Origin of the sequence: Caballeronia sp. GACF4, assembly GCF_023631025.1 — a bacterium.
In the GTDB taxonomy this organism is placed as follows: domain Bacteria; phylum Pseudomonadota; class Gammaproteobacteria; order Burkholderiales; family Burkholderiaceae; genus Caballeronia.
This window is the reverse complement of sequence record NZ_JALQDW010000002.1, coordinates 433,434-451,652: the sequence shown is the minus strand read 5'-3', so window position 1 is coordinate 451,652 and position 18,219 is coordinate 433,434. Positions and strand designations below refer to the sequence as shown.

At 63.2% G+C, this 18,219-nt stretch carries 17 protein-coding genes; 8 read left to right on the top strand and 9 right to left on the bottom strand.

Annotated elements, in window-relative coordinates; genetic code table 11:
* Window positions 1-63: 63 nt before the first annotated feature.
* A complete protein-coding gene (locus NCR40_RS02180; protein WP_250508604.1) occupies window positions 64-1,254 on the bottom strand; it encodes a phosphoglycerate kinase in 1,191 nt (396 codons plus the stop codon).
* Between the two features lie 668 nt (window positions 1,255-1,922).
* On the opposite strand from NCR40_RS02180, the gene NCR40_RS02175 reads away from it, so the two are divergent.
* From NCR40_RS02175 to NCR40_RS02150, 6 genes are all read left to right on the top strand, one after another.
* A complete protein-coding gene (locus NCR40_RS02175) occupies window positions 1,923-2,843 on the top strand; it encodes a branched-chain amino acid transaminase (RefSeq protein ID WP_250508603.1) in 921 nt (306 codons plus the stop codon).
* Window positions 2,844-2,921: 78 nt separating this feature from the next.
* On the top strand, window positions 2,922-3,116 hold the full coding sequence (locus NCR40_RS02170; protein ID WP_244827144.1) for a zinc-finger domain-containing protein: 195 nt from the start codon (window positions 2,922-2,924) through the stop codon (window positions 3,114-3,116).
* A gap of 168 nt (window positions 3,117-3,284) precedes the next feature.
* Window positions 3,285-4,361, top strand: a complete 1,077-nt coding sequence (gene waaF / locus NCR40_RS02165) for a lipopolysaccharide heptosyltransferase II (RefSeq protein WP_244827143.1) — start codon at window positions 3,285-3,287, stop codon at window positions 4,359-4,361.
* A gap of 180 nt (window positions 4,362-4,541) precedes the next feature.
* Window positions 4,542-4,985, top strand: coding sequence for a nuclear transport factor 2 family protein (locus tag NCR40_RS02160; RefSeq protein ID WP_244827142.1), 444 nt, complete (start codon window positions 4,542-4,544; stop codon window positions 4,983-4,985).
* 55 nt (window positions 4,986-5,040) lie between these two features.
* Complete coding sequence (locus tag NCR40_RS02155) at window positions 5,041-6,123, top strand: YheT family hydrolase (protein WP_250463311.1); 1,083 nt, start codon at window positions 5,041-5,043, stop codon at window positions 6,121-6,123.
* The gene (locus NCR40_RS02150; protein WP_250508602.1) at window positions 6,116-6,712 is read left to right on the top strand and encodes a DUF2946 family protein; all 597 of its coding nucleotides are present in this window, start codon (window positions 6,116-6,118) and stop codon (window positions 6,710-6,712) included. Before NCR40_RS02155 ends, NCR40_RS02150 begins: the two co-directional genes overlap by 8 nt.
* A gap of 79 nt (window positions 6,713-6,791) precedes the next feature.
* Here NCR40_RS02150 and NCR40_RS02145 read toward each other — a convergent pair whose 3' ends face one another.
* Entirely contained in the window at window positions 6,792-8,912 is a 2,121-nt protein-coding gene (locus tag NCR40_RS02145) for a M48 family metalloprotease (protein WP_250508601.1), read from the bottom strand.
* 91 nt (window positions 8,913-9,003) lie between these two features.
* On the opposite strand from NCR40_RS02145, the gene NCR40_RS31580 reads away from it, so the two are divergent.
* Together NCR40_RS31580 and moaC are read left to right on the top strand one after the other, a co-directional pair.
* Entirely contained in the window at window positions 9,004-9,663 is a 660-nt protein-coding gene (locus tag NCR40_RS31580; RefSeq protein WP_250508600.1) for a hypothetical protein, read from the top strand.
* 59 nt (window positions 9,664-9,722) lie between these two features.
* On the top strand, window positions 9,723-10,199 hold the full coding sequence (gene moaC / locus NCR40_RS02135) for a cyclic pyranopterin monophosphate synthase MoaC (protein WP_250508599.1): 477 nt from the start codon (window positions 9,723-9,725) through the stop codon (window positions 10,197-10,199).
* 27 nt (window positions 10,200-10,226) lie between these two features.
* Here the strand turns inward: moaC and NCR40_RS02130 are convergent, their stop codons facing one another.
* The 7 genes from NCR40_RS02130 to recX all read right to left on the bottom strand — a co-directional run bounded on the left by NCR40_RS02130 (window position 10,227) and on the right by recX (window position 17,965).
* On the bottom strand, window positions 10,227-12,035 hold the full coding sequence (locus tag NCR40_RS02130) for a PglL family O-oligosaccharyltransferase (RefSeq protein WP_250463304.1): 1,809 nt from the start codon (window positions 12,033-12,035) through the stop codon (window positions 10,227-10,229).
* 187 nt (window positions 12,036-12,222) lie between these two features.
* Window positions 12,223-12,819 (bottom strand): pilin, encoded by a 597-nt coding sequence (locus NCR40_RS02125; RefSeq protein WP_502800649.1) that lies wholly within the window; start codon window positions 12,817-12,819, stop codon window positions 12,223-12,225.
* A 211-nt stretch (window positions 12,820-13,030) separates the two neighbouring features.
* On the bottom strand, window positions 13,031-13,741 hold the full coding sequence (locus NCR40_RS02120; RefSeq protein WP_244827137.1) for a TerC family protein: 711 nt from the start codon (window positions 13,739-13,741) through the stop codon (window positions 13,031-13,033).
* A 110-nt stretch (window positions 13,742-13,851) separates the two neighbouring features.
* Window positions 13,852-14,733 carry a succinate--CoA ligase subunit alpha gene (gene sucD / locus NCR40_RS02115; protein WP_159835338.1) on the bottom strand — a complete coding sequence of 294 codons (882 nt, stop codon included), beginning with the start codon at window positions 14,731-14,733 and terminating at the stop codon, window positions 13,852-13,854.
* A 107-nt stretch (window positions 14,734-14,840) separates the two neighbouring features.
* The gene (gene sucC, locus NCR40_RS02110; protein WP_244827136.1) at window positions 14,841-16,007 is read right to left on the bottom strand and encodes an ADP-forming succinate--CoA ligase subunit beta; all 1,167 of its coding nucleotides are present in this window, start codon (window positions 16,005-16,007) and stop codon (window positions 14,841-14,843) included.
* 96 nt (window positions 16,008-16,103) lie between these two features.
* A complete protein-coding gene (locus NCR40_RS02105) occupies window positions 16,104-16,709 on the bottom strand; it encodes a DUF2889 domain-containing protein (RefSeq protein ID WP_250463302.1) in 606 nt (201 codons plus the stop codon).
* Between the two features lie 491 nt (window positions 16,710-17,200).
* The gene (gene recX, locus NCR40_RS02100; RefSeq protein WP_502800648.1) at window positions 17,201-17,965 is read right to left on the bottom strand and encodes a recombination regulator RecX; all 765 of its coding nucleotides are present in this window, start codon (window positions 17,963-17,965) and stop codon (window positions 17,201-17,203) included.
* Window positions 17,966-18,219: the final 254 nt, after the last annotated feature.

Below are 18,219 nucleotides of genomic sequence, written 5' to 3'. Positions count from 1 at the left end.
CCGCCGGCTTCCTGCGCGCCCTTCTTGCCTGCCTTCGCCGGATTTCCTCGGGTCGTCAAGACCTTAAGCCCGCGACTCGAGCACTTCGACCGCGGGCAGCGTCTTGCCTTCCAGGAATTCGAGGAACGCGCCGCCGCCGGTCGAGATGTAGCTCACCTTGTCGTGAATGTTGTACTTCGCGATGGCCGCGAGCGTGTCGCCGCCGCCCGCGATGGAGAATGCCGACGAACTCGCAATGGCCTGCGCCAGCGTCTTCGTGCCGTTGCCGAACTGGTCGAACTCGAATACGCCGACGGGGCCGTTCCACACGATCGTGCCCGCCGTTTCCAGTTGCGCGGCGAGCGCCTTCGCGGTGTCCGGACCAATGTCGAGGATCAGGTCGTCGTCGGACACATCCGCGACGGGCTTGGTTTCGGCTTTCGCGGTCGCGGCGAATTCCTTCGCGGTGACGACATCGCTCGGAATAGGCACCGATGCGCCGCGCGTGCGCGCCTGATCGATGATTTCCTTCGCTTCGTCGACGAGATCGGCTTCGGCGAGCGACTTGCCAATTTTCAGGCCCGAGGCCAGCATGAACGTGTTGGCGATACCGCCGCCGACGATCAGTTGATCCACCTTCTCCGCCAGCGACTTCAGAATGGTCAGCTTGGTCGAAACCTTCGACCCGGCGACGATGGCGACGAGCGGACGCTTCGGGTTGCCGAGCGCCTTGCCGAGCGCATCGAGTTCGGCGGCGAGCAGCGGGCCCGCGCACGCGACCGGCGCGTACTTCGCGATGCCGTGCGTGGTTGCTTCCGCGCGATGCGCGGTGCCGAAGGCGTCGTTCACATAGATGTCGCAGAGTTTCGCGAGTTGTTGCGCGAGGCCGTCGTCGTTCTTCTTCTCGCCCTTGTTGCAGCGGCAATTTTCGAGCAGCACGACGTTGCCCGGCTGAACCTCGACGCCATCGACCCAGTTCGCGACGAGCGGCACGTCGCGGCCGAGCAATTCGGACAGACGCTTCGCGACGGGCGCGAGCGAGTCTTCCGGCTTGAACTGGCCTTCGGTCGGGCGGCCCAGATGGGACGTGACCATTACGGCAGCGCCTGCATCGAGCGCGGCCTCGATGGCCGGCACCGAGGCGCGCACGCGCGTGTCTTCGGTGATGTTGCCGGCATCGTCTTGCGGCACGTTCAGATCCGCGCGGATGAACACACGCTTGCCGGAGACTTTGCCTTCGGAGATGAGGTCGGTGAAACGCAATACTTTCGTCATGGGAGTCAACGTAGGTAGAAAAGCGGTTCGGGCGAGGAAGACCGGCTTGTGCCGGCCGGTTCGTGGGGTGGCCGCGTGACTTCGAGGACTTCTTTTAGCCGTGGCAACGACACGCGGATCATGCCGGAGGCGAAGGCCGCGCGAGCGGGCCGAACGCGCGGGCAAAACAGGCAATACGAGGAACCGGGAAAGCAGGAGATCGAAGGAACAGACAGGCGGCGGCGCTCAAGTACAAGCACATGCCGGGCGCGCTCCGTTGAGGCGGTGAGCTTGGGAACCGTTGCGCGGTGACTGCCGGACACACTCTCGACCTCGCTTGATGCAACAGGAAAGACCAGCATTTTAACCGATAGCACCGGATGCTTTTAGCGGCCAATCCATGATGACGCGTATTTGGCCGCTTCCAACCGATGCGCCGGGCGCTGGCTCCACGCTGGTTCCGATCCCGCGCGTAATACCGCGCGCAATACCGCGACGAAAGGAAACTTTGCCGGCAACTTGGCGGCGAAAGGGAAATTATAGCGTCGTGAAAGCCGCTTCGAGATCGGTTCCGTCGCGAAATCAAGCTAAAATAACGGTCTTTCGCCGCCTTTCGGCCCGCGCCGCACTCATGCCGAACTAAGGCGCCAAGCCCCGCATTCACTGAACGAGACAGCTAGGAGAACCGTATGTCAATGGCCGACCGCGACGGCAAGATCTGGATGGATGGCAAGCTGGTCGACTGGCGTGACGCCAATATCCACGTTCTGACCCATACCTTGCACTACGGCATGGGCGTGTTCGAAGGCGTGCGCGCATACAAGACGTCACAAGGCACGGCCATTTTCCGCCTGAAGGAACACACCAAGCGTCTCTTCAATTCGGCCAAGATCTTTCAGATGGAAGTGCCGTTCGACCAGGCCACCATCGAAGCCGCGCAGCTCGAAGTCGTGCGCGAGAACAAGCTCGAATCCTGCTATATCCGCCCGATCATCTGGGTCGGCTCGGAAAAGCTCGGCGTATCGGCCAAGGGCAACACCATTCACGTGGCCATTGCTGCGTGGCCGTGGGGCGCGTATTTGGGCGAAGACGGCATCGCGAACGGTATTCGCGTCAAGACCTCGTCGTTCACGCGCCATCACGTCAACGTGTCGATGGTGCGCGCCAAGGCCTCCGGCTGGTACGTGAACTCCATCCTCGCGAATCAGGAAGCCATCACCGACGGCTACGACGAAGCCCTTCTGCTCGACGTGGACGGCTATGTCTCCGAAGGCTCCGGCGAGAACTTCTTCCTCGTCAACAACGGCAAGCTGTACACGCCGGACCTGGCTTCGTGCCTCGACGGCATCACGCGCGACACGGTCATCACGCTGGCGCGCGACTTCGGCATTCCGGTGATCGAAAAGCGCATTACGCGCGACGAGGTCTACACCTGCGACGAAGCGTTCTTCACCGGCACCGCCGCCGAAGTCACGCCCATTCGCGAACTCGACAACCGCACCATTGGCTCGGGCGCGCGCGGTCCCGTCACGGAGAAGCTGCAAAGCGCATTCTTCGACGTGGTCGGCGGCAAGAACGAGAAGTACGCAAGCTGGCTCGCCAAGGTTTAATGCAAGCTGCGGCGGGCGAGGTTTCGAGCGTCCCGCCGTGTCCCCGCACGCAACACAAGTCATTCAAAAGAGATTGCAATGAGCGACCTGAAGGAAATGCCGCTGGTTGAACTGTCGGCCAAGGACCTGCCCGCGTTCTGTCCGAATCCGAAGATGCAGCGCTGGAGCACGCATCCGCGCGTGTTTATCGACATCACGCACGGCGAAGCGCGTTGCCCGTATTGCGGCACGCGCTACAAGCTGAAAGACGGCGAAGTCATCAAGGGGCATTGAGCAGCCGCCCTCTTACGGAAGGCCGAAGCCACGCCTCGTGCCCGCTTCGGCCTTCGTCCAATGCGCGAATCGCAATCACACATTGCGCGCTCAAGCCTCTCACCCACATCAACCGACGACTCGCCATAAGCCGCGAGCCGCGTATATTTTGAGATCGGAAAACGACTGATGCGCCGCGCGCTGGTAATAGCACCGAACTGGATCGGTGACGCACTCATGGCGCAGCCGCTTTTCACGCTGTTGAGAAAGCTGCATCCGCGCATCGTGATCGATGCCGTCGCGCCCTCGTGGGTCGCGCCCGTGCTCGAACGCATGCCGGAAATTCACGACGTCTACGCCACCGACCTCGCTCACGGCAAGCTGCAACTGCTGCGCCGCTGGCAACTGGCGAGCGACCTGCGCGATGTCGGCTACGACGCCGCCTACGTGCTGCCCAACTCCGCGAAATCCGCGCTGCTGCCCTGGATGGCGGGCATCCGGCTGCGCATCGGTTACAAGGGCGAAAGCCGTTACGGTCTGCTCAACGTGCGGCATGCCAATCCGCCGAAGACCGAGCGTCCGCCGATGACCGTGCACTACGCCGCGCTCGCTTATGCGCCGGGCGCGAAGCTGCCGTTCGTCGACAAGTTTGCGCAACCGCAGCCCGAAGGCATCGAAAATCCCGCGCCAACGCTGCCCGTGCCGCGCCTGGAAAACGATCCGAACGAGTCCGCGCGTGTGTCGGCGCGCTTCAATCTCGATACGCGTACGCCGCTCGTCGTGTTTTGCCCCGGCGCGGAGTATGGTCCCGCCAAGCGCTGGCCGCCGGAGCATTTTGCGTCGCTGGCGCAGTTCGTCGCGCAGTCGTTTCCGTATGCGCGGATCATCGCGCTGGGATCGAATAAAGATTCCGCCGTCGCCGATGCCATCGCCGCCCGCGCACCGAATGTGCGCAACCTGTGCGGCCAGACATCGCTCGGCGAAGCATGCGCGTTGATCGCGCGAGCGAGCGCGGTGGTCACCAACGATTCCGGCCTCATGCACGTCGCGGCGGCCATGCGACGGCCGCTCGTCGCGGTGTACGGCTCGACCGACCCGCGCCACACGCCGCCCTTGTCCGATCTCGCAAAGGTACAATGGCTGCATCTTGAATGCAGTCCGTGCTTTGCCCGCGAGTGTCCGCTCGGCCATCTGAACTGCCTTCGCGAACTTTCCGCCGAACAGGTTTTCGGCGACTTGCGCGGCATGCTGCTCGCGCATCGTTGATATCTCGAAGATTGATCCGCTGCGACATCCGCTAGCGGTTCTCCGACGGCATCGACCCAAGTGTGCGGGCGCTCACACGCGAATGCCTCCGAACGGGGGCATGCTTTGACCAATGACCGATGCGGCGCTAGTCCGGCACTACGGGCGCGCGCCGTAACGAAAGCCTGAGACCCACGAGCCATGCCACGTTTCGCCCGCCTCTTCGAAGCCGCAGCCGACACCCTCAACGCTTATTACCAGGCTGTCGCGGACGCCAGCATCGACAGCGTGATGTCGTTGTGGATCGACGAGGAATTCGCCACGTGCATCTGCGCGGACGGCACGCATCTGCATGGTCTGCCGAGCATCCGCGCCGGGATCGGCAAGCAGTTCGAAGCGCAGGCGGTGACCATCGAGCCGCTCGATATCCGCGTGTACGACAGTCTCGGCACCGTCGTGTATGCGATCGCGGAGGCGCATCAGCCAGCGGGAACGGTGGCGCCGCGCATGGTGTTCACGACTTACGTGATGGTCCACGAACGCGGCGAATGGAAAATCGCGCACATTCACGCGAGCGAGATGCCAATGGAAACAGCCGGCCAGTTCGCGGTCAAGATGCGCCACGGTCAGGGGCCGCTGCACTAAAAAACGCGGCCCGGTTGCAGAGCAGCACTAAGAAGACGTATGTCGGGGAGTGGCCATGAAGCGCGATCCTTTGTTGAAACACGATTCGTCATTCGTGGATACGGGGCCCGCAGCGGCGCTTAAGGAAAGCGTGCAGGCAGCCGGGCGAACGCTCGGCGCGCCGGTTGCGGACTGGCTCTACAACGCGCCGCGCTGGCTGCCGACGAGCCACGCGCAGACCATCGTGCCGGCGCTCTTCGCGCGCAAGCCGGCGGTGCAATACCGGCGCGAACGCTGGACCACGCCGGATGGCGACTTCATCGATCTCGACTGGGTAGCCGACGAAGCACCCGCCGACGCCCCGCTCTTCGTGCTGTTTCACGGCCTCGAAGGCAGTTCGGACTCCCACTACGCCCGCACGATGATGGCCGCCGCTCAAGCGCGCGGCTGGCACGGCGTCGTGCCGCACTTTCGCACGTGTAGCGGAGCGCTCAATCTGCTGCCGCGGTTTTACCATCTCGCCGACAGCGCCGAAGTCGACTGGATTCTGCGACGCCTGCGCGCCAATCACGCGGGGCCGATCGTGGCGGCGGGCGTCTCGCTGGGCGGCAATGTGCTGCTGCACTGGCTGTGCGACCGCGGCGCCGAGGCTTCGTCGATCATCAGCGCGGCGGCCGCCATCTCCGCTCCGCTCGATGTTCACGCGGGCGGCGCAGCGATCTCGCAAGGCTTCGGCATGATCTACACACGCAGCTTTTTGAAGTCGCTCAAGCGCAAGGCGCTTGCGAAGCTCGGACAGTTTCCCGGCCTTTACGACCGCGACGCCGTACTCGCCGCGCGCACGCTGTACGAGTTCGACAACGTCGTGACCGCGCCGCTGCACGGCTTTCGCGATACCAACCACTATTGGTCGACCGCGACCACGCGCGCACATCTGAACCGCATCGCGGCGCCAGCGCTTATCCTCAACGCGCGTAACGATCCGTTCTTGCCCGAGTTCGCGTTGCCGTCGCAGGCGGAAGTGTCGTCGCGCGTCACGCTCGATCAGCCGAACCACGGCGGACATGTCGGCTTCATGACGGGGCCGTTTCCAGGGCGGATCGACTGGTTGTCGCAGCGTGTGTTCGGCTATTTGGAGAACTTCGTCGCTCATGGATGACATCGTCAGGCAGGCGCTTGCCAAATGGCCGAACGTGCCGCATTGCACGGGCTGGCTTCTGCTCGACCGACGCGGCCAGTGGCGCATGCGCGACGATGCCGCGCAAGCCGCGGGCGAACTCGGCAGTCCCATCCGGCATGAGGCGCTGATCGGCTTCATCAACCGCAATTACGAGCGCGACGACGAGGGTCAGTGGTTCTTCCAGAACGGTCCGCAGCGCGTGTATGTGGAGTTGGCTTATACGCCGTGGATCGTGCGGCTCGATGTATCGGCGGATGGTTCGTTGCAGCTGACCGATCAGGCGGGCGCGGCGTTCGAGCCGGAACAGGCGTGGATCGACGATGAAGGCGGTGTGTTGTTCGCCGATGCTTCCTCGCCGGCTCGCGTGGCCGCCTTGCACGATCATGATCTGGAGGTGCTGGCGGATCATGCTTCGCTGGATGAGGCTGCTTTGCCCGAGCACGGTGGCGTGTTTCATTGGCGCGGCGGCATTGATCTTCCCCTGCAGACGATCAGACGGACGGATGTCCAAGCGCGTTTTGGCTTTGTCGCAAGTCCGGCTGCGCGGGCTATTGGCGTGCAGGGTTAGAGGTTATCGGCGCACGGATCGTGTACGGTCGTGGCCAAGGTCGGGCGCTCGCTTAGAGCTACCCGTAGCCCGCCGCCGTTCAGCTGTTTTTCTCCTCCTCGCGCTCCTCCTTGTAGCGCGTTTCGAAATCGCGCAGACGCGCGGAGATCGTCGAGAGATCGTAGAAACTCGCGGTTTTCAGGTCGCGCGCTTCCTTTAGCTGCCGAATCGCGGATGGCCACGCGCCGTCGAGCGCGAATTTCTCGGCCATCGCCTGATGCTGGCTCAGCGGGTCGTTGAGGCCCGCGCTCGCCTGCGCGAGATAAAGCCACCAGTCGGGGCGTAACGGGTCGGCGCGCGTTTCCTGGCGCGCGAGCGATTGAGCATCGGCGTAGCGGTGCGCCGACAGCAAGGCTTGCAGATGGATATCGATCGCCGCGTGCGAGTCCGGCCAGCGCTTCTGCGCTATTTCCGCGAGGCGGATGGCGTCGTCGTTACGGCCGGCGCGGCGGGCGATATCGGCGGCTAGCACGTCGAGGCTAGGCGTGCTGCGGGGTGTTGCGGGCGCTGGCGGCTGCGGTGACGCGGCGGGTTGTGGGCTCTGGCGCGGGATCGAGGTGCTCGTGACATGGACCGGCGGAAGCGGGATCGTGTTCTTCGAGGTCGGGGTGTTGGATGCGGTCGTGTGGCGGGAGTTGCTGTTCGCGTCGGTGGTTGTTGCAGCGCCCGCGCGATTCGTCTCGGATGGATTGGTTTGGTGGATCGACGAATTTTTCACTGCGGTTGAGACGTTTGCGGTTTTCGGGCTTTTTGCGTTTGGGTTGTTTGGGTTGTTTGCGCCGTTCCCGCCGTTCGCCAGCGTCGCGCCGTCTGTGTTGGCCGCGCTCTTGACGTTGAGCGGATTGTTCGGATTACTCGCGCGATTGCCGCTCCCCGAAAAGCTCAGCACATCGTGCGCACTACTGCCGAGCAGCGAAGACATGCCTTCCGATAACGCGACGCCATTCGTCCTTGCATCGGTGACGGCAGGCGAATGCCTCGTCTGTGCGGATCTCACGCCGTCGGCAGCGAGATTCAACCCGGCATCGACGGAAGCAGCCGCCTTCGCCGACGATGCCGCCCCACGCTGCGCCTTCAAACCCCGTGCGCCGCTAGCCGCATCCGCGCCGCCGATACTCTTTAACTCCTGCCGCGCCTGCGCCGATGCCACCGCCGCATTCGCCTCCTCGCCTTCGAACAGACGGCGCGACTTCGCGAGCGCATCGTTGGCGGCGTCGTAATCGCCGAGCAGCGACTGCGCGAGCGCGACGCCATACCAGTTCGCCGCCGGATTGAGCGCGGTCTGATCGCTGATCTCGGTCTTCAGCCGGCTCGCGACCTCGCGATAATCACTCGCATAATTGACCTGCAACACCCGCGCGCGCGCCCGCACGAACGCGTATTCGGGCGACTGACGCGGCTGCCGATACGGCACGCGCCGCGCACGATCCTCCATATCGGCGATGCGCTCGACGGTCAGCGGATGCGTGCGCGCATAAGGCGGCACGCCGTTGTCGGACATCGTCAGGCGGTCCAGACGCGCGAAAAACGCGGTCATCGCGTAGGGATCGTAGCCGGCGGCGGCGAGCATTTGAAAGCCGACGCGGTCCGCCTCGTGTTCCGCCGCGCGCGAAAATTTGAGCTGATTGTCGACGGCGAACGCCTGCCCGCCCATTGCGATACCCATGCCGAGATCGCCGCTGCGCGCCATCACGCCAGCGAGCAAGCCGGCGAGCATGGCAGCGAGCGCGGCATAGCCGCTCTTTTTCTGCGCGCCGATCATGCGCGCGATGTGCCGCTGCAGCACGTGCCCCATCTCATGACCGATGACCGACGCCAGTTCCGACTCGGTCTGCGTCGCGGAAATCAGCCCCGTGTTCACGCCGATGAAACCGCCGGGCATCGAGAACGCGTTGATTTGCGGATCGCGCACGGCGAACAGGTCGAAGTCCGGCCGATAGCCACCGAGGTACTGCGTCGCGGCGGCGGCGGAGAGCTTGGTGGCGATGGAATCGAGGTAATCGCGCATCAGCCAGTCGTCGAGATAGTCGGGGTCGGCGCGGACTTCGCGCATCATCCGTTCGCCGAGCGTGCGTTCGGCTTGCGGTGAAAGCGTGCCGTCGGAGCCATCGCCGAGATCGGGAAGCTGCACCGAGGACAAGGGCGCACGCAGGCCGCTCATTTCGCCAGGCCGATTGGCGAAGCGGCTTTCGGCGCCGCCGTAGACGCCGAAGACGCCGTCGGCCAGGTTGGCGGGGGGTGAGGCGGGGACGGTGGTGGTGGTCGCAGTTGCCTTGGGCGTAGTTGCCGTTGCGGTTGCGGTTGTGGTGGGCGCGGTTGTGGTGGGCGCGGTTGCGGTGGGCGCGGTGGCGGTGGGCGCGTTTGCGGTGGGCGCGGTTGTGGTGGGCGCGGTTGTGGTGGGCGCGTTTGCGGTGGGCGCGTTTGAGGTGCCGGCGTTTGCGGTGGTCGCGTTTGCGTTGGTCGCGTTTGCGTTGGTCGCGTTTGCGGCGGTCGCATTTGCGGTGGTCGCATTTGCGTTGGTCGCGATTGCGGTGGTCGCGTTTGCGGTGGTCGCGTTTGCGGCGATCGCGTTTGCGGTGGCCGCATTTGCGGTGGTCGCATTTGCGGTGGTCGCATTTGCGTTGGTCGCATTTGCGGTAATCGCGTTTGCGGCGGTCGCGGTCACGTTCGCGGCGGTCGCGTTTGCAGCGCCCCTTGCGCCCGCCTTCGCCGAATCATCCACGCGAGCCACGGACGCACCAACCTGCGCCAACGCAACGGGCGGCATGGCGAGACTCAGGCACAGCACGAAAATGAGCGCACGGCTCGAACGTGTCAGATTCATGGCGCGAAACCGGCGTCGGCGAGCCGGTCAGCTTGATGACGAAAACGGGCTTATCGTATCAAGTGTTCGGCGCTCGGCGGTGGATTGAATCGGACCGAAGACGCCGTATCGCGCTGGTATGATGAGCGCCCGTTCGAAGGAGAGGCTATGTCCGGACTCACACATTTCGATGCCGCCGGCGAGGCGCACATGGTCGATGTCGGCGACAAGGGCGAGACACGCCGCATCGCCGTCGCGCGCGGTTCCATCGCCATGCTCGATGGCACGCTGGCGCTGATCCGCGAAGGCCGCGCGAAGAAAGGCGACGTGCTGGGCGTCGCGCGCATCGCCGCTATTCATGGCGCGAAGCGCACGGCCGACCTGATTCCGCTGTGTCATCCACTTGCGCTGACGCGCGTGGCGGTGGATTTCAGCATCGACGAAACGCTACCTGGCGTGCACTGCGAAGTGCGTGTGGAAACGGTCGGGCGCACCGGCGTGGAAATGGAAGCGCTCACCGCCGTGCAGATCGGCTTGCTGACGATCTACGACATGTGCAAGGCGGTGGATCGCGGCATGACGATCAACAATGTGAAGGTGCTGGAGAAGCATGGCGGGAAGTCGGGGGATTGGGTGGCGGCGTAGTCCTCGCGCCCGGAGCCGACGCCGACCTCACTCGTCATCGTCGTCATCATCGGCAGTGGCGCCCCCAACCCCCGGCTCTCCATACAACTTCACCAGATCCGCCTTGAAAGAAGCCAGCGGCTTCCCCGTCTCATCGATGAGCTGATAAACCGACGCCAGTTGCTTCGGCCAGTCATGCAGTTGGGTCGCGAAAATCTTGAGCTTCGCCATCGTGTCCAGCGCTTCGTCGCGCTGACCAGCAAGCGCCTGCAGCACCGCATATCGCCGCAACACCGTCTCGCCCGGCAGCAACGCAATCGCCTTGCGATGCATCGCGAGCTTCTCTTCGAGGTTCTGCGCGTTGATCGGCACGAGCGTGGCCGCGCCGTATTCGCCCCACGCGGTGAAGAGGAACGAAGGATCGTCCCGATACTGCTCCGCCGGCCGCGATCCGTAGTAAAGCACCTCGGCCCGATGATAGTCGAGCATTACCGGATACAACGCCGCCAGCCCGCCCACCACGAGCACCACGTACACGCCGAACGACAACGGCTTCGCCACCAGCCGCAACGGCCGCGTCTCCAGCAAGCCGATCACGAGCATCGCCGGCATCAAAAAGAACATGTATTGCTGCGGATACTCAACCAACGCATGCATCAGCAGAACGCCAAGCAGCGAAAGCCCGAAAATGCGCGCGGGCGTCTGCGGCGCGCGCAGCACGCGAATCAGCCAGAAGACGAACCCCAGTACCAGAATGCCGAGGCCCAGCGCGCCCGTCTTCGCGAGCAAATCGATGAAGATGTCATGCGCATTGTTCGCGATCTCGACGCCGCCCAGCTCGCGCACCATGTCGAACTGATAGCGCGGAAACTCGCCCCAGCCGACGCCGAGGATGGGATGCGTATGGAACATCGTCCAGCCGTATTTCCACAACGCAAGGCGCGGCGCGATCTGATTGGCGTCTTGCATGCGCTCGGCGGCCGATTGCGCGAGGTCGAAGTGGAAGCGCACGTTGGCCCAGCGCACCGCCGCGTTCACCGCGAAGAACACGAGCGCGAGCACCACCGGCATGAGCCACGCGCGAAGATCGCGGCGGCCGGGTCCGTCGAAACCTTCCGCCGCTGCCGGCCGCCCCTGCACGAACGCCATCCAGAATCCGGCGACGACGATCACCGCCATCTGCAACCAGGGTCCGCGCGAAACGGTCAGCGCATGTCCTAGCGAAAACACCGCCGTCAGCGCGAGCCACACGATAACGGGCAAACGCCGCGTCTGCACGAAGTACAGCGCGCCCGCCATCGCGAAGGCGATCACCGTTGCGAGGTGATTCGCCTGCGCCATGTTGCCGAACGGCCGCCGCTCAGCCATCACGTTATAAGCGACGACAAACGGCGTGAACTTCACCTCCAGATGCAGCAACTGCACGATCTGGCAAAAGACCGCGAACGAACCGCCCGCCATGAGCGCGGCCGCGCCGATGCGCAACGCCTTCTCCGACAAACCCGCGCGCACGAGCCCGTAGCCGGTATGCACCGCGATGAACGAGGCGAGCAGATACGCGCCGCCGAGCCAGTTCATCGAAGGCTGCGATACCGGCAGCAACACCGTCTGCGCGATGAGCAGCACGCCGAACGCAAGCGGCATGAGCGCAACGACCGGCGAGGCGAACGACACGCGCGGCTCCGACACGCGCACGAGCAGCGCGACCGTCGCCCCGAGCGCCAAGTAAAGCGCCAGCGCGCTGTATTCGGCGTAGAAGGTCGGAATCGGGTACGTGTGGTTGACGACGCCAAACGGCAAGGTCAACGCAAGGCACAGAACGGCAAAACAAAGGTAGCGCGCGTATTGAGAAGGCATGAGGGGCTGTGAACGTCGGCAACCGGCGCACTATACAAAACTTTGCTGCCCATGTCCGGTACACAGCCCGATTTGCGACGAAATCCCCGCGTTTCCAACAAAAAATCCCCGCACCTGACCGCTTCTTGCCGATGGCAGACGAGCGATGCCGACGCACCGCTCGTCTGCCCGTCGTCAGCGATGCACGTCAGCCACGGCATTCCGCCGGCGCGAGATTGGCGGGCAAGCTCGGTGCCTCCGCGGGCGACGGTCCCGCGCCCGGCGCCGGCAACGACGACGCCGCCTTGCCGCCCGCGAAGCATTCCCACGTCAAGGTGCCTGCCTGCACCGATCCGCGCGCAAGCGACACGCGGGCCGTCGGAGTCTCGGCGTTGTCGGGCGTGGATGGCACGAGCACGAGCGTGTTCGATCCTGCTGGCGCGACGCGCGTCGAATAGGCAATCGTGATCTGGCCGTTGTCGCTGTCGATGTGGATCGAGTCGACGTTGCGCGTGCCCGGCGGCGAGGCATATCCGCTTGCGAGATCGGCCGCGCTCGCCGCGTTCTCGGCCACGGCAAGCCGCGCCGATGCCGCGAGCGACAAGCCCTCGCCCACCCGGCTGCGCGCCAGATAATCCTGATACGCGGGAATCGCATACGCGGCCACCACGCCGACGATCGCCAACACGATCATCAGTTCGATCAGGGTGAAGCCTCGCGTCGCCGCGTCGCCGGCAGAGCGCAGCCAGCCGTGCATCGCGCGCCAGGCGCGCGGCGAATTCGTGTTGCAGGTGATCGTTGTCATCGGTACTCCCAAAAGGACAAAAAGCGCCCGGATGCATGATGCAATCTGGACGCTTCGATCTTATTCAGGGAGCTTTAGCGGTGACAGTCGGCCGAATGGCTAACGTGGGGGCCTGGGGTGAGCGTCTTTCGGTAAAGGCCTCAGTGTGAGCCGTTCCGGTCAACGCGATTCGGCGGAGTGCGCCTCAATCACCCCACTGCATAGAACAACCTCACCCCGGCGCCCGTTTTCCACTGGCGAGCGCGCGCCGCTTGATTAGCACGCCCGCCGCGACCACGAAAATCGCGCCCACCGCTCTCGCGATATACCCGACGAGCTCCGTGTTCAGCTCGGGCCATCGATCGATGAAGGGATCGTCGATGATCAAGCCGCCCGCGATCCACCCGAGCAACGCCGCGCCGAAGAGCACGATGACCGGAAAGCGATCGAGCAGCTTCAGCACCAGCGTGCTGCCCCACACGATGAGCGGAATGCTCACCACCAGCCCGAAGACGACGAGCGTGAAGCGATGCCGCGGGTCCGCCGCCTCCGCCGCGCCCGCAATGGCGATGACGTTGTCGAGGCTCATCACGGCGTCCGCGATGACGATGGTCTTGACCGCTGTCCAGAGCTTGTCCGACGCGTTGATCTCGTGCGCGTCGTGGTCGGGCTGCATCAGCTTCACGCCGATCCACAGCAGCAGGATGCCGCCGACGAACTTGAGGAACGGGATATCGAGCAGAAACACCGCGAACGCGATCAGCACGACGCGCAGCACGATGGCGCCGAGCGTGCCCAGCAAGATGCCACGCGTGCGCTGGCCGTCGGGCAAACCGCGACAGGCAAGCGCGATCACGACCGCGTTGTCGCCACCGAGCAGAATGTCGATGACGATGATCTGAAGCACCGCGCCCCAATGGAGCGTCGCAAAAAAATCGAGCATGTAGTAATAAAAAAAGCGAGGAAGCCAACGCTCCCTCGCTTTCTATTCGGCGGTTACGAAAGGATTCGGTAAGAGTACCAAACCCCAGGCCGTTCTGCCGATAAACCCACTTAGATCACCGACTTCAACAGACGACCCATTTCCGACGGGTTCTTCGTGACCTTGATGCCGCACGCGTCCATGATTTCGAGCTTGGCATCGGCCGTGTCCGCGCCGCCCGAGATCAGCGCGCCTGCGTGACCCATGCGCTTGCCCGGAGGCGCCGTGACGCCCGCGATGAAGCCAACCACCGGCTTCTTCATGTTGTCCTTGATCCAGTAAGCGGCGTTCGCTTCGTCCGGACCGCCGATCTCGCCGATCATGATGACGGCGTCCGTTTCCGGATCGTCGTTGAACATCTTCATCACGTCGATGTGCTTGAGACCGTTGATCGGATCGCCGCCAATACCGACTGCCGACGACTGGCCAAGACCCAGCGCCGTCAACTGACCCACTGCTTCATACGTCAGCGTGCCCGAGCGCGATACCACGCCGATGCGACCCTTGCGGTGGATGTGACCCGGCATGATGCCGATCTTCAGTTCGTCCGGCGTGATCGTGCCGGGGCAGTTCGGTCCGAGCAGCAGCGTCTTGCGATTTTCGCGGCGCATGCGGTCCTTGATTTCCAGCATGTCGCGAACCGGAATGCCTTCCGTGATGCAGATGGCGAGATCGAGATCGGCCTCGACGGCTTCCCAGATCGCGGCGGCGGCGCCCGCGGGCGGAACGTAGATCACCGATACGGTTGCGCCCGTTTCGGCCTTCGCTTCCTTGACGCTCGCGTAGATGGGGATGCCTTCGAAATCTTCGCCGGCCTTCTTCGGGTTCACGCCCGCAACGTACGCTTCGCGGCCGTTCGCGTATTCGCGGCAGGCGCGCGTATGGAACTGACCGGTCTTGCCGGTGATGCCCTGCGTGATGACCTTCGTGTCTTTGTTGATCAGAATCGACATGTAGTGACCTCTGTTCGTTTGGCGTCGCGACGCTTTCTCATATGGAAAGCCCGCGCCGCCATTCGTGTCTGGTGGAACGCTCTTGTCAGACTAGGAAGCGGGCGCGCTTACTTGCCTTCGGCCGCCGCGACGACCTTCTGCGCGGCTTCTTCCATGCTGTCGGCGGAGATGATAGGCAGACCGGAGTCCGCGAGCATCTTCTTGCCGAGGTCTTCGTTCGTGCCCTTCATGCGCACGACGAGCGGCACCTTCAGGTCCACGGCCTTCGACGCGACCATCACGCCTTCCGCGATCACGTCGCAGCGCATGATGCCGCCGAAGATGTTGACGAGGATCGCCTTCAGGTTCGGATTCTTGAGCATCAGCTTGAAGGCTTCGGTTACCTTCTCGGTCGTGGCGCCGCCGCCGACGTCCAGGAAGTTGGCCGGCTCGCCGCCGAACAGCTTGATGGTGTCCATCGTGGCCATGGCCAGACCCGCGCCGTTCACGAGACAGCCGATGTTGCCGTCGAGCGAGATGTACGCGAGGTCAAACTTCGACGCTTCGACTTCAGCCGGATCTTCTTCGTCGAGATCGCGATACGCGACGATTTCCGGGTGACGGAAGAGCGCGTTCGCGTCGAAGTTGAATTTGGCGTCGAGCGCGATGACCTTGCCGTCGCCGGTCAGGATCAGCGGGTTGATTTCCGCGAGCGATGCATCCGTCTCGTAGAACGCCTTGTAGAGACCTTGCAGAATGGTGCGTGCTTGCGGCAACGATGCGTCTGGAATGCCGATCTTGCGGGCGAGGTCGTCCGCTTCGGCGTCCTTCAAGCCCGTGGCGGGATCGACCGGCAGCTTGTGCAGCAACTCGGGCGTCTTTTCCGCGACTTCCTCGATGTCCATGCCGCCTTCGCTCGACGCCATCACGACGACCTTCTGCGATACGCGGTCGAGCACGAGGCCGACGTAAAGTTCCTTCTTGATGTCCGCGCCTTCTTCGATCAGAAGACGGTTCACCTTCTGGCCCTCGGAACCGGTCTGGTGCGTGACGAGCTGCATGCCGAGGATCTGGTTCGCGTATTCGCGGACCTGATCGATCGACTTCGCGACCTTCACGCCGCCGCCCTTACCACGGCCGCCAGCGTGAATCTGCGCCTTGACGACCCATACCGGGCCGCCCAGCTCTTCCGCGGCCTTGACCGCATCATCCACCGAGAACACGGGTTTGCCGCGCGGGACCGCGACGCCGAATTTCCGCAGGATTTCCTTACCCTGGTACTCGTGAATCTTCATGCGTGATTCCTTCAGTCTGAGAGTTGGAGTGAACTTCGATTTGCTGAACCGCTGATTTCATCGATTCTTGTTTGAATGCTGATCGCCGCGTGCGCGCTAGGTGTCGCGCGGCTTGGTGTCGTTTGTGCCTGCGCGCTCGAACCAGCGCGGATAGTACTCCTCGACCGCGGGGCCGTCGAAGCGCAATGCGTGACAGCGCCCGAGTTGAAACGGCGGTGTGTCCGATGCTGCCTTTGCGTCCTTCGAATCGAACGGATTACCCGATTCGGTATTCCAGACCTGACCCGCGAATCCCTGAATGGCGACGGTCGGCAGGACGGCGCACAACTCGGTGAGATGCGTGCAAGCAGCCGCGCCGCCAATACGCTGATTGACTTCGCGGCGAAAATTCTTGAGGAGATTGAGCCCGATGAGCGAGCGATAGGCGGGATTGGACTCGGCGCAGAGACCAGCATAAGGCGCCCACTCCGAGGACGCTTCTGCGTCGACGATAGTAAGTTCGCGGTCGATGGTAATGCGTAGCCAGAGTTCATGGATTGGCTGACCGTATGGCCGCACGCCCGTCACGAGTTGAAAGTCGCGCGTCTTCTCATCGGTTAGAACGGCTTCGATGTCCCATAGGCCGTCATCTCGCTCGAACGCTTCAATCCGAATCGCGCGACGATGGCGCAATTGTCGGGAAACGGGCGGGGAAAGAGGCATGCTGGACCAAAGCCGGAACAGGAAAACCGTGGAATTTTAGCATATTGGGTATTTCAAGCCGGGGATGACTCAGGCACCAGAAACGTGCGCGGGGAAAGCTTGAGAAGCCTGTGCTTATTAACGCTTCGGCGCAGTCCGGGATTTTCTTCCCGCCTCGGAGCTTGCATGCACATGGTCGTTTGGAATCACTTCTTACTTTGGTGGACTAGAAGCTCAACACGCGGATGTGGAAACATGAGCCCGAACTCTTTGCATGCGCGCGAAACCTGAGATTACTCAGCGGTCGAAATCCGCCAGCATGATGAGGCAAGCGCGTGGAGCATGGAATAATTAACCTAACGCTTCGCGTGTGAATGGTTTTGAACCACGTCGTGATGGAATGCGGCTTCGCCATGAGTCCAGCACGTGAAAGCACGAAATAGATGCACATGGCGCTCGGGCAATCACATGGCGCTCGAATGCGCCCGCACTAAACTAGACGGCGTTCGCCATCAATCGTCGATGACTTCGTCGGTCCAGTCTTCGTCGCTTCCCTTCAACACCTTGCTGATCGTGCTCATGGAGAAGCCGCGCGCCGCGAGAAAGCGCGCTTGCTTCGCACGCTCCGCGGGCGTTTCCGGTACGACGCCGTACTTCCTCTCCCATACGGACTGCGCTCGCGCGGTTTCGGTCTGCGCGAGTTTGTCGGCAGTTTCGCCGATGAGCGTCTCTCCCACTGCATGACGCTTCAATTCGTGGATGATCCGGCTGCCGCCCATGCGCGCCGCTCTTCGATGCACGACGCTTTCGACAAAGCGCTCGTTCGAGAGCCAGCCGTCACGTTCGAGGCTATCGAGCAGTGTTTCGAGCGAATCGGCTTCTTCGACGTAGGGTCGCAACTTGCGCGATAACTCCGCGCGGCTATATTCCCGACGAGACAGGTAAGCAAGCGCGCGTCCTTTAAGCGAACGTTGCGGACGCTTGGAATCTTTGACTTCGGCAGCGGAAGTTTTGCGAGCGCGTTGACTTGAACGGCTGTAGACCGATTCGGATGCTGTGTTGACGCCTACATCCGGCGTGCACTGCTCGAAGGGCTCGAAAGGATCGGCGTCTTCGAAGGCGTCGATTGCAGATGATTGGTTTGGATTGGCAATCCGGCTTGCCAAGGGTGACGCGTTCTGCGCACGGTTGGTCGCCAGAGTCGGCGTTTCCACTGCCGGCTTGGAGGTTGCGTTTCTCGACGGTGCGTTGCCCTCACGAATGGACGCTGCCTGCATCAGCAACGCGCGGGCTTGCTCCAGACGCGCCCGGCGATCTTCGGACGACGGTGTCTCACTTTCCCGGACAGCAGCAGCATCAACATCGGCCGCCCTTGCGTCCAACTCAGCAGCATCACGCGCATTCACCGGCAACTCTCGCCGCCAGCCACCACGCAACGCCTTCGTCGAATCGCGCGACTGAGTGTCACGCGACTGAGGATCACTCGCGCCATTCGGATCATCAGAACCAGCAGACCGCCCGAACCTTCCGT

Coding starts and splice junctions, on each gene's coding strand:
- NCR40_RS02180 (WP_250508604.1), bottom strand. CDS start 1,254: ATGACGAAAGTATTGCGTTTCACCGACCTCATCTCCGAAGGCAAAGTC.
- NCR40_RS02175 (WP_250508603.1), top strand. CDS start 1,923: ATGTCAATGGCCGACCGCGACGGCAAGATCTGGATGGATGGCAAGCTG.
- NCR40_RS02170 (WP_244827144.1), top strand. CDS start 2,922: ATGAGCGACCTGAAGGAAATGCCGCTGGTTGAACTGTCGGCCAAGGAC.
- waaF (WP_244827143.1), top strand. CDS start 3,285: ATGCGCCGCGCGCTGGTAATAGCACCGAACTGGATCGGTGACGCACTC.
- NCR40_RS02160 (WP_244827142.1), top strand. CDS start 4,542: ATGCCACGTTTCGCCCGCCTCTTCGAAGCCGCAGCCGACACCCTCAAC.
- NCR40_RS02155 (WP_250463311.1), top strand. CDS start 5,041: ATGAAGCGCGATCCTTTGTTGAAACACGATTCGTCATTCGTGGATACG.
- NCR40_RS02150 (WP_250508602.1), top strand. CDS start 6,116: ATGGATGACATCGTCAGGCAGGCGCTTGCCAAATGGCCGAACGTGCCG.
- NCR40_RS02145 (WP_250508601.1), bottom strand. CDS start 8,912: ATGAGCGGCCTGCGTGCGCCCTTGTCCTCGGTGCAGCTTCCCGATCTC.
- moaC (WP_250508599.1), top strand. CDS start 9,723: ATGTCCGGACTCACACATTTCGATGCCGCCGGCGAGGCGCACATGGTC.
- NCR40_RS02130 (WP_250463304.1), bottom strand. CDS start 12,035: ATGCCTTCTCAATACGCGCGCTACCTTTGTTTTGCCGTTCTGTGCCTT.
- NCR40_RS02125 (WP_502800649.1), bottom strand. CDS start 12,819: ATGACAACGATCACCTGCAACACGAATTCGCCGCGCGCCTGGCGCGCG.
- NCR40_RS02120 (WP_244827137.1), bottom strand. CDS start 13,741: ATGCTCGATTTTTTTGCGACGCTCCATTGGGGCGCGGTGCTTCAGATC.
- sucD (WP_159835338.1), bottom strand. CDS start 14,733: ATGTCGATTCTGATCAACAAAGACACGAAGGTCATCACGCAGGGCATC.
- sucC (WP_244827136.1), bottom strand. CDS start 16,007: ATGAAGATTCACGAGTACCAGGGTAAGGAAATCCTGCGGAAATTCGGC.
- NCR40_RS02105 (WP_250463302.1), bottom strand. CDS start 16,709: ATGCCTCTTTCCCCGCCCGTTTCCCGACAATTGCGCCATCGTCGCGCG.
- recX (WP_502800648.1), bottom strand. CDS start 17,965: ATGCAGGCAGCGTCCATTCGTGAGGGCAACGCACCGTCGAGAAACGCA.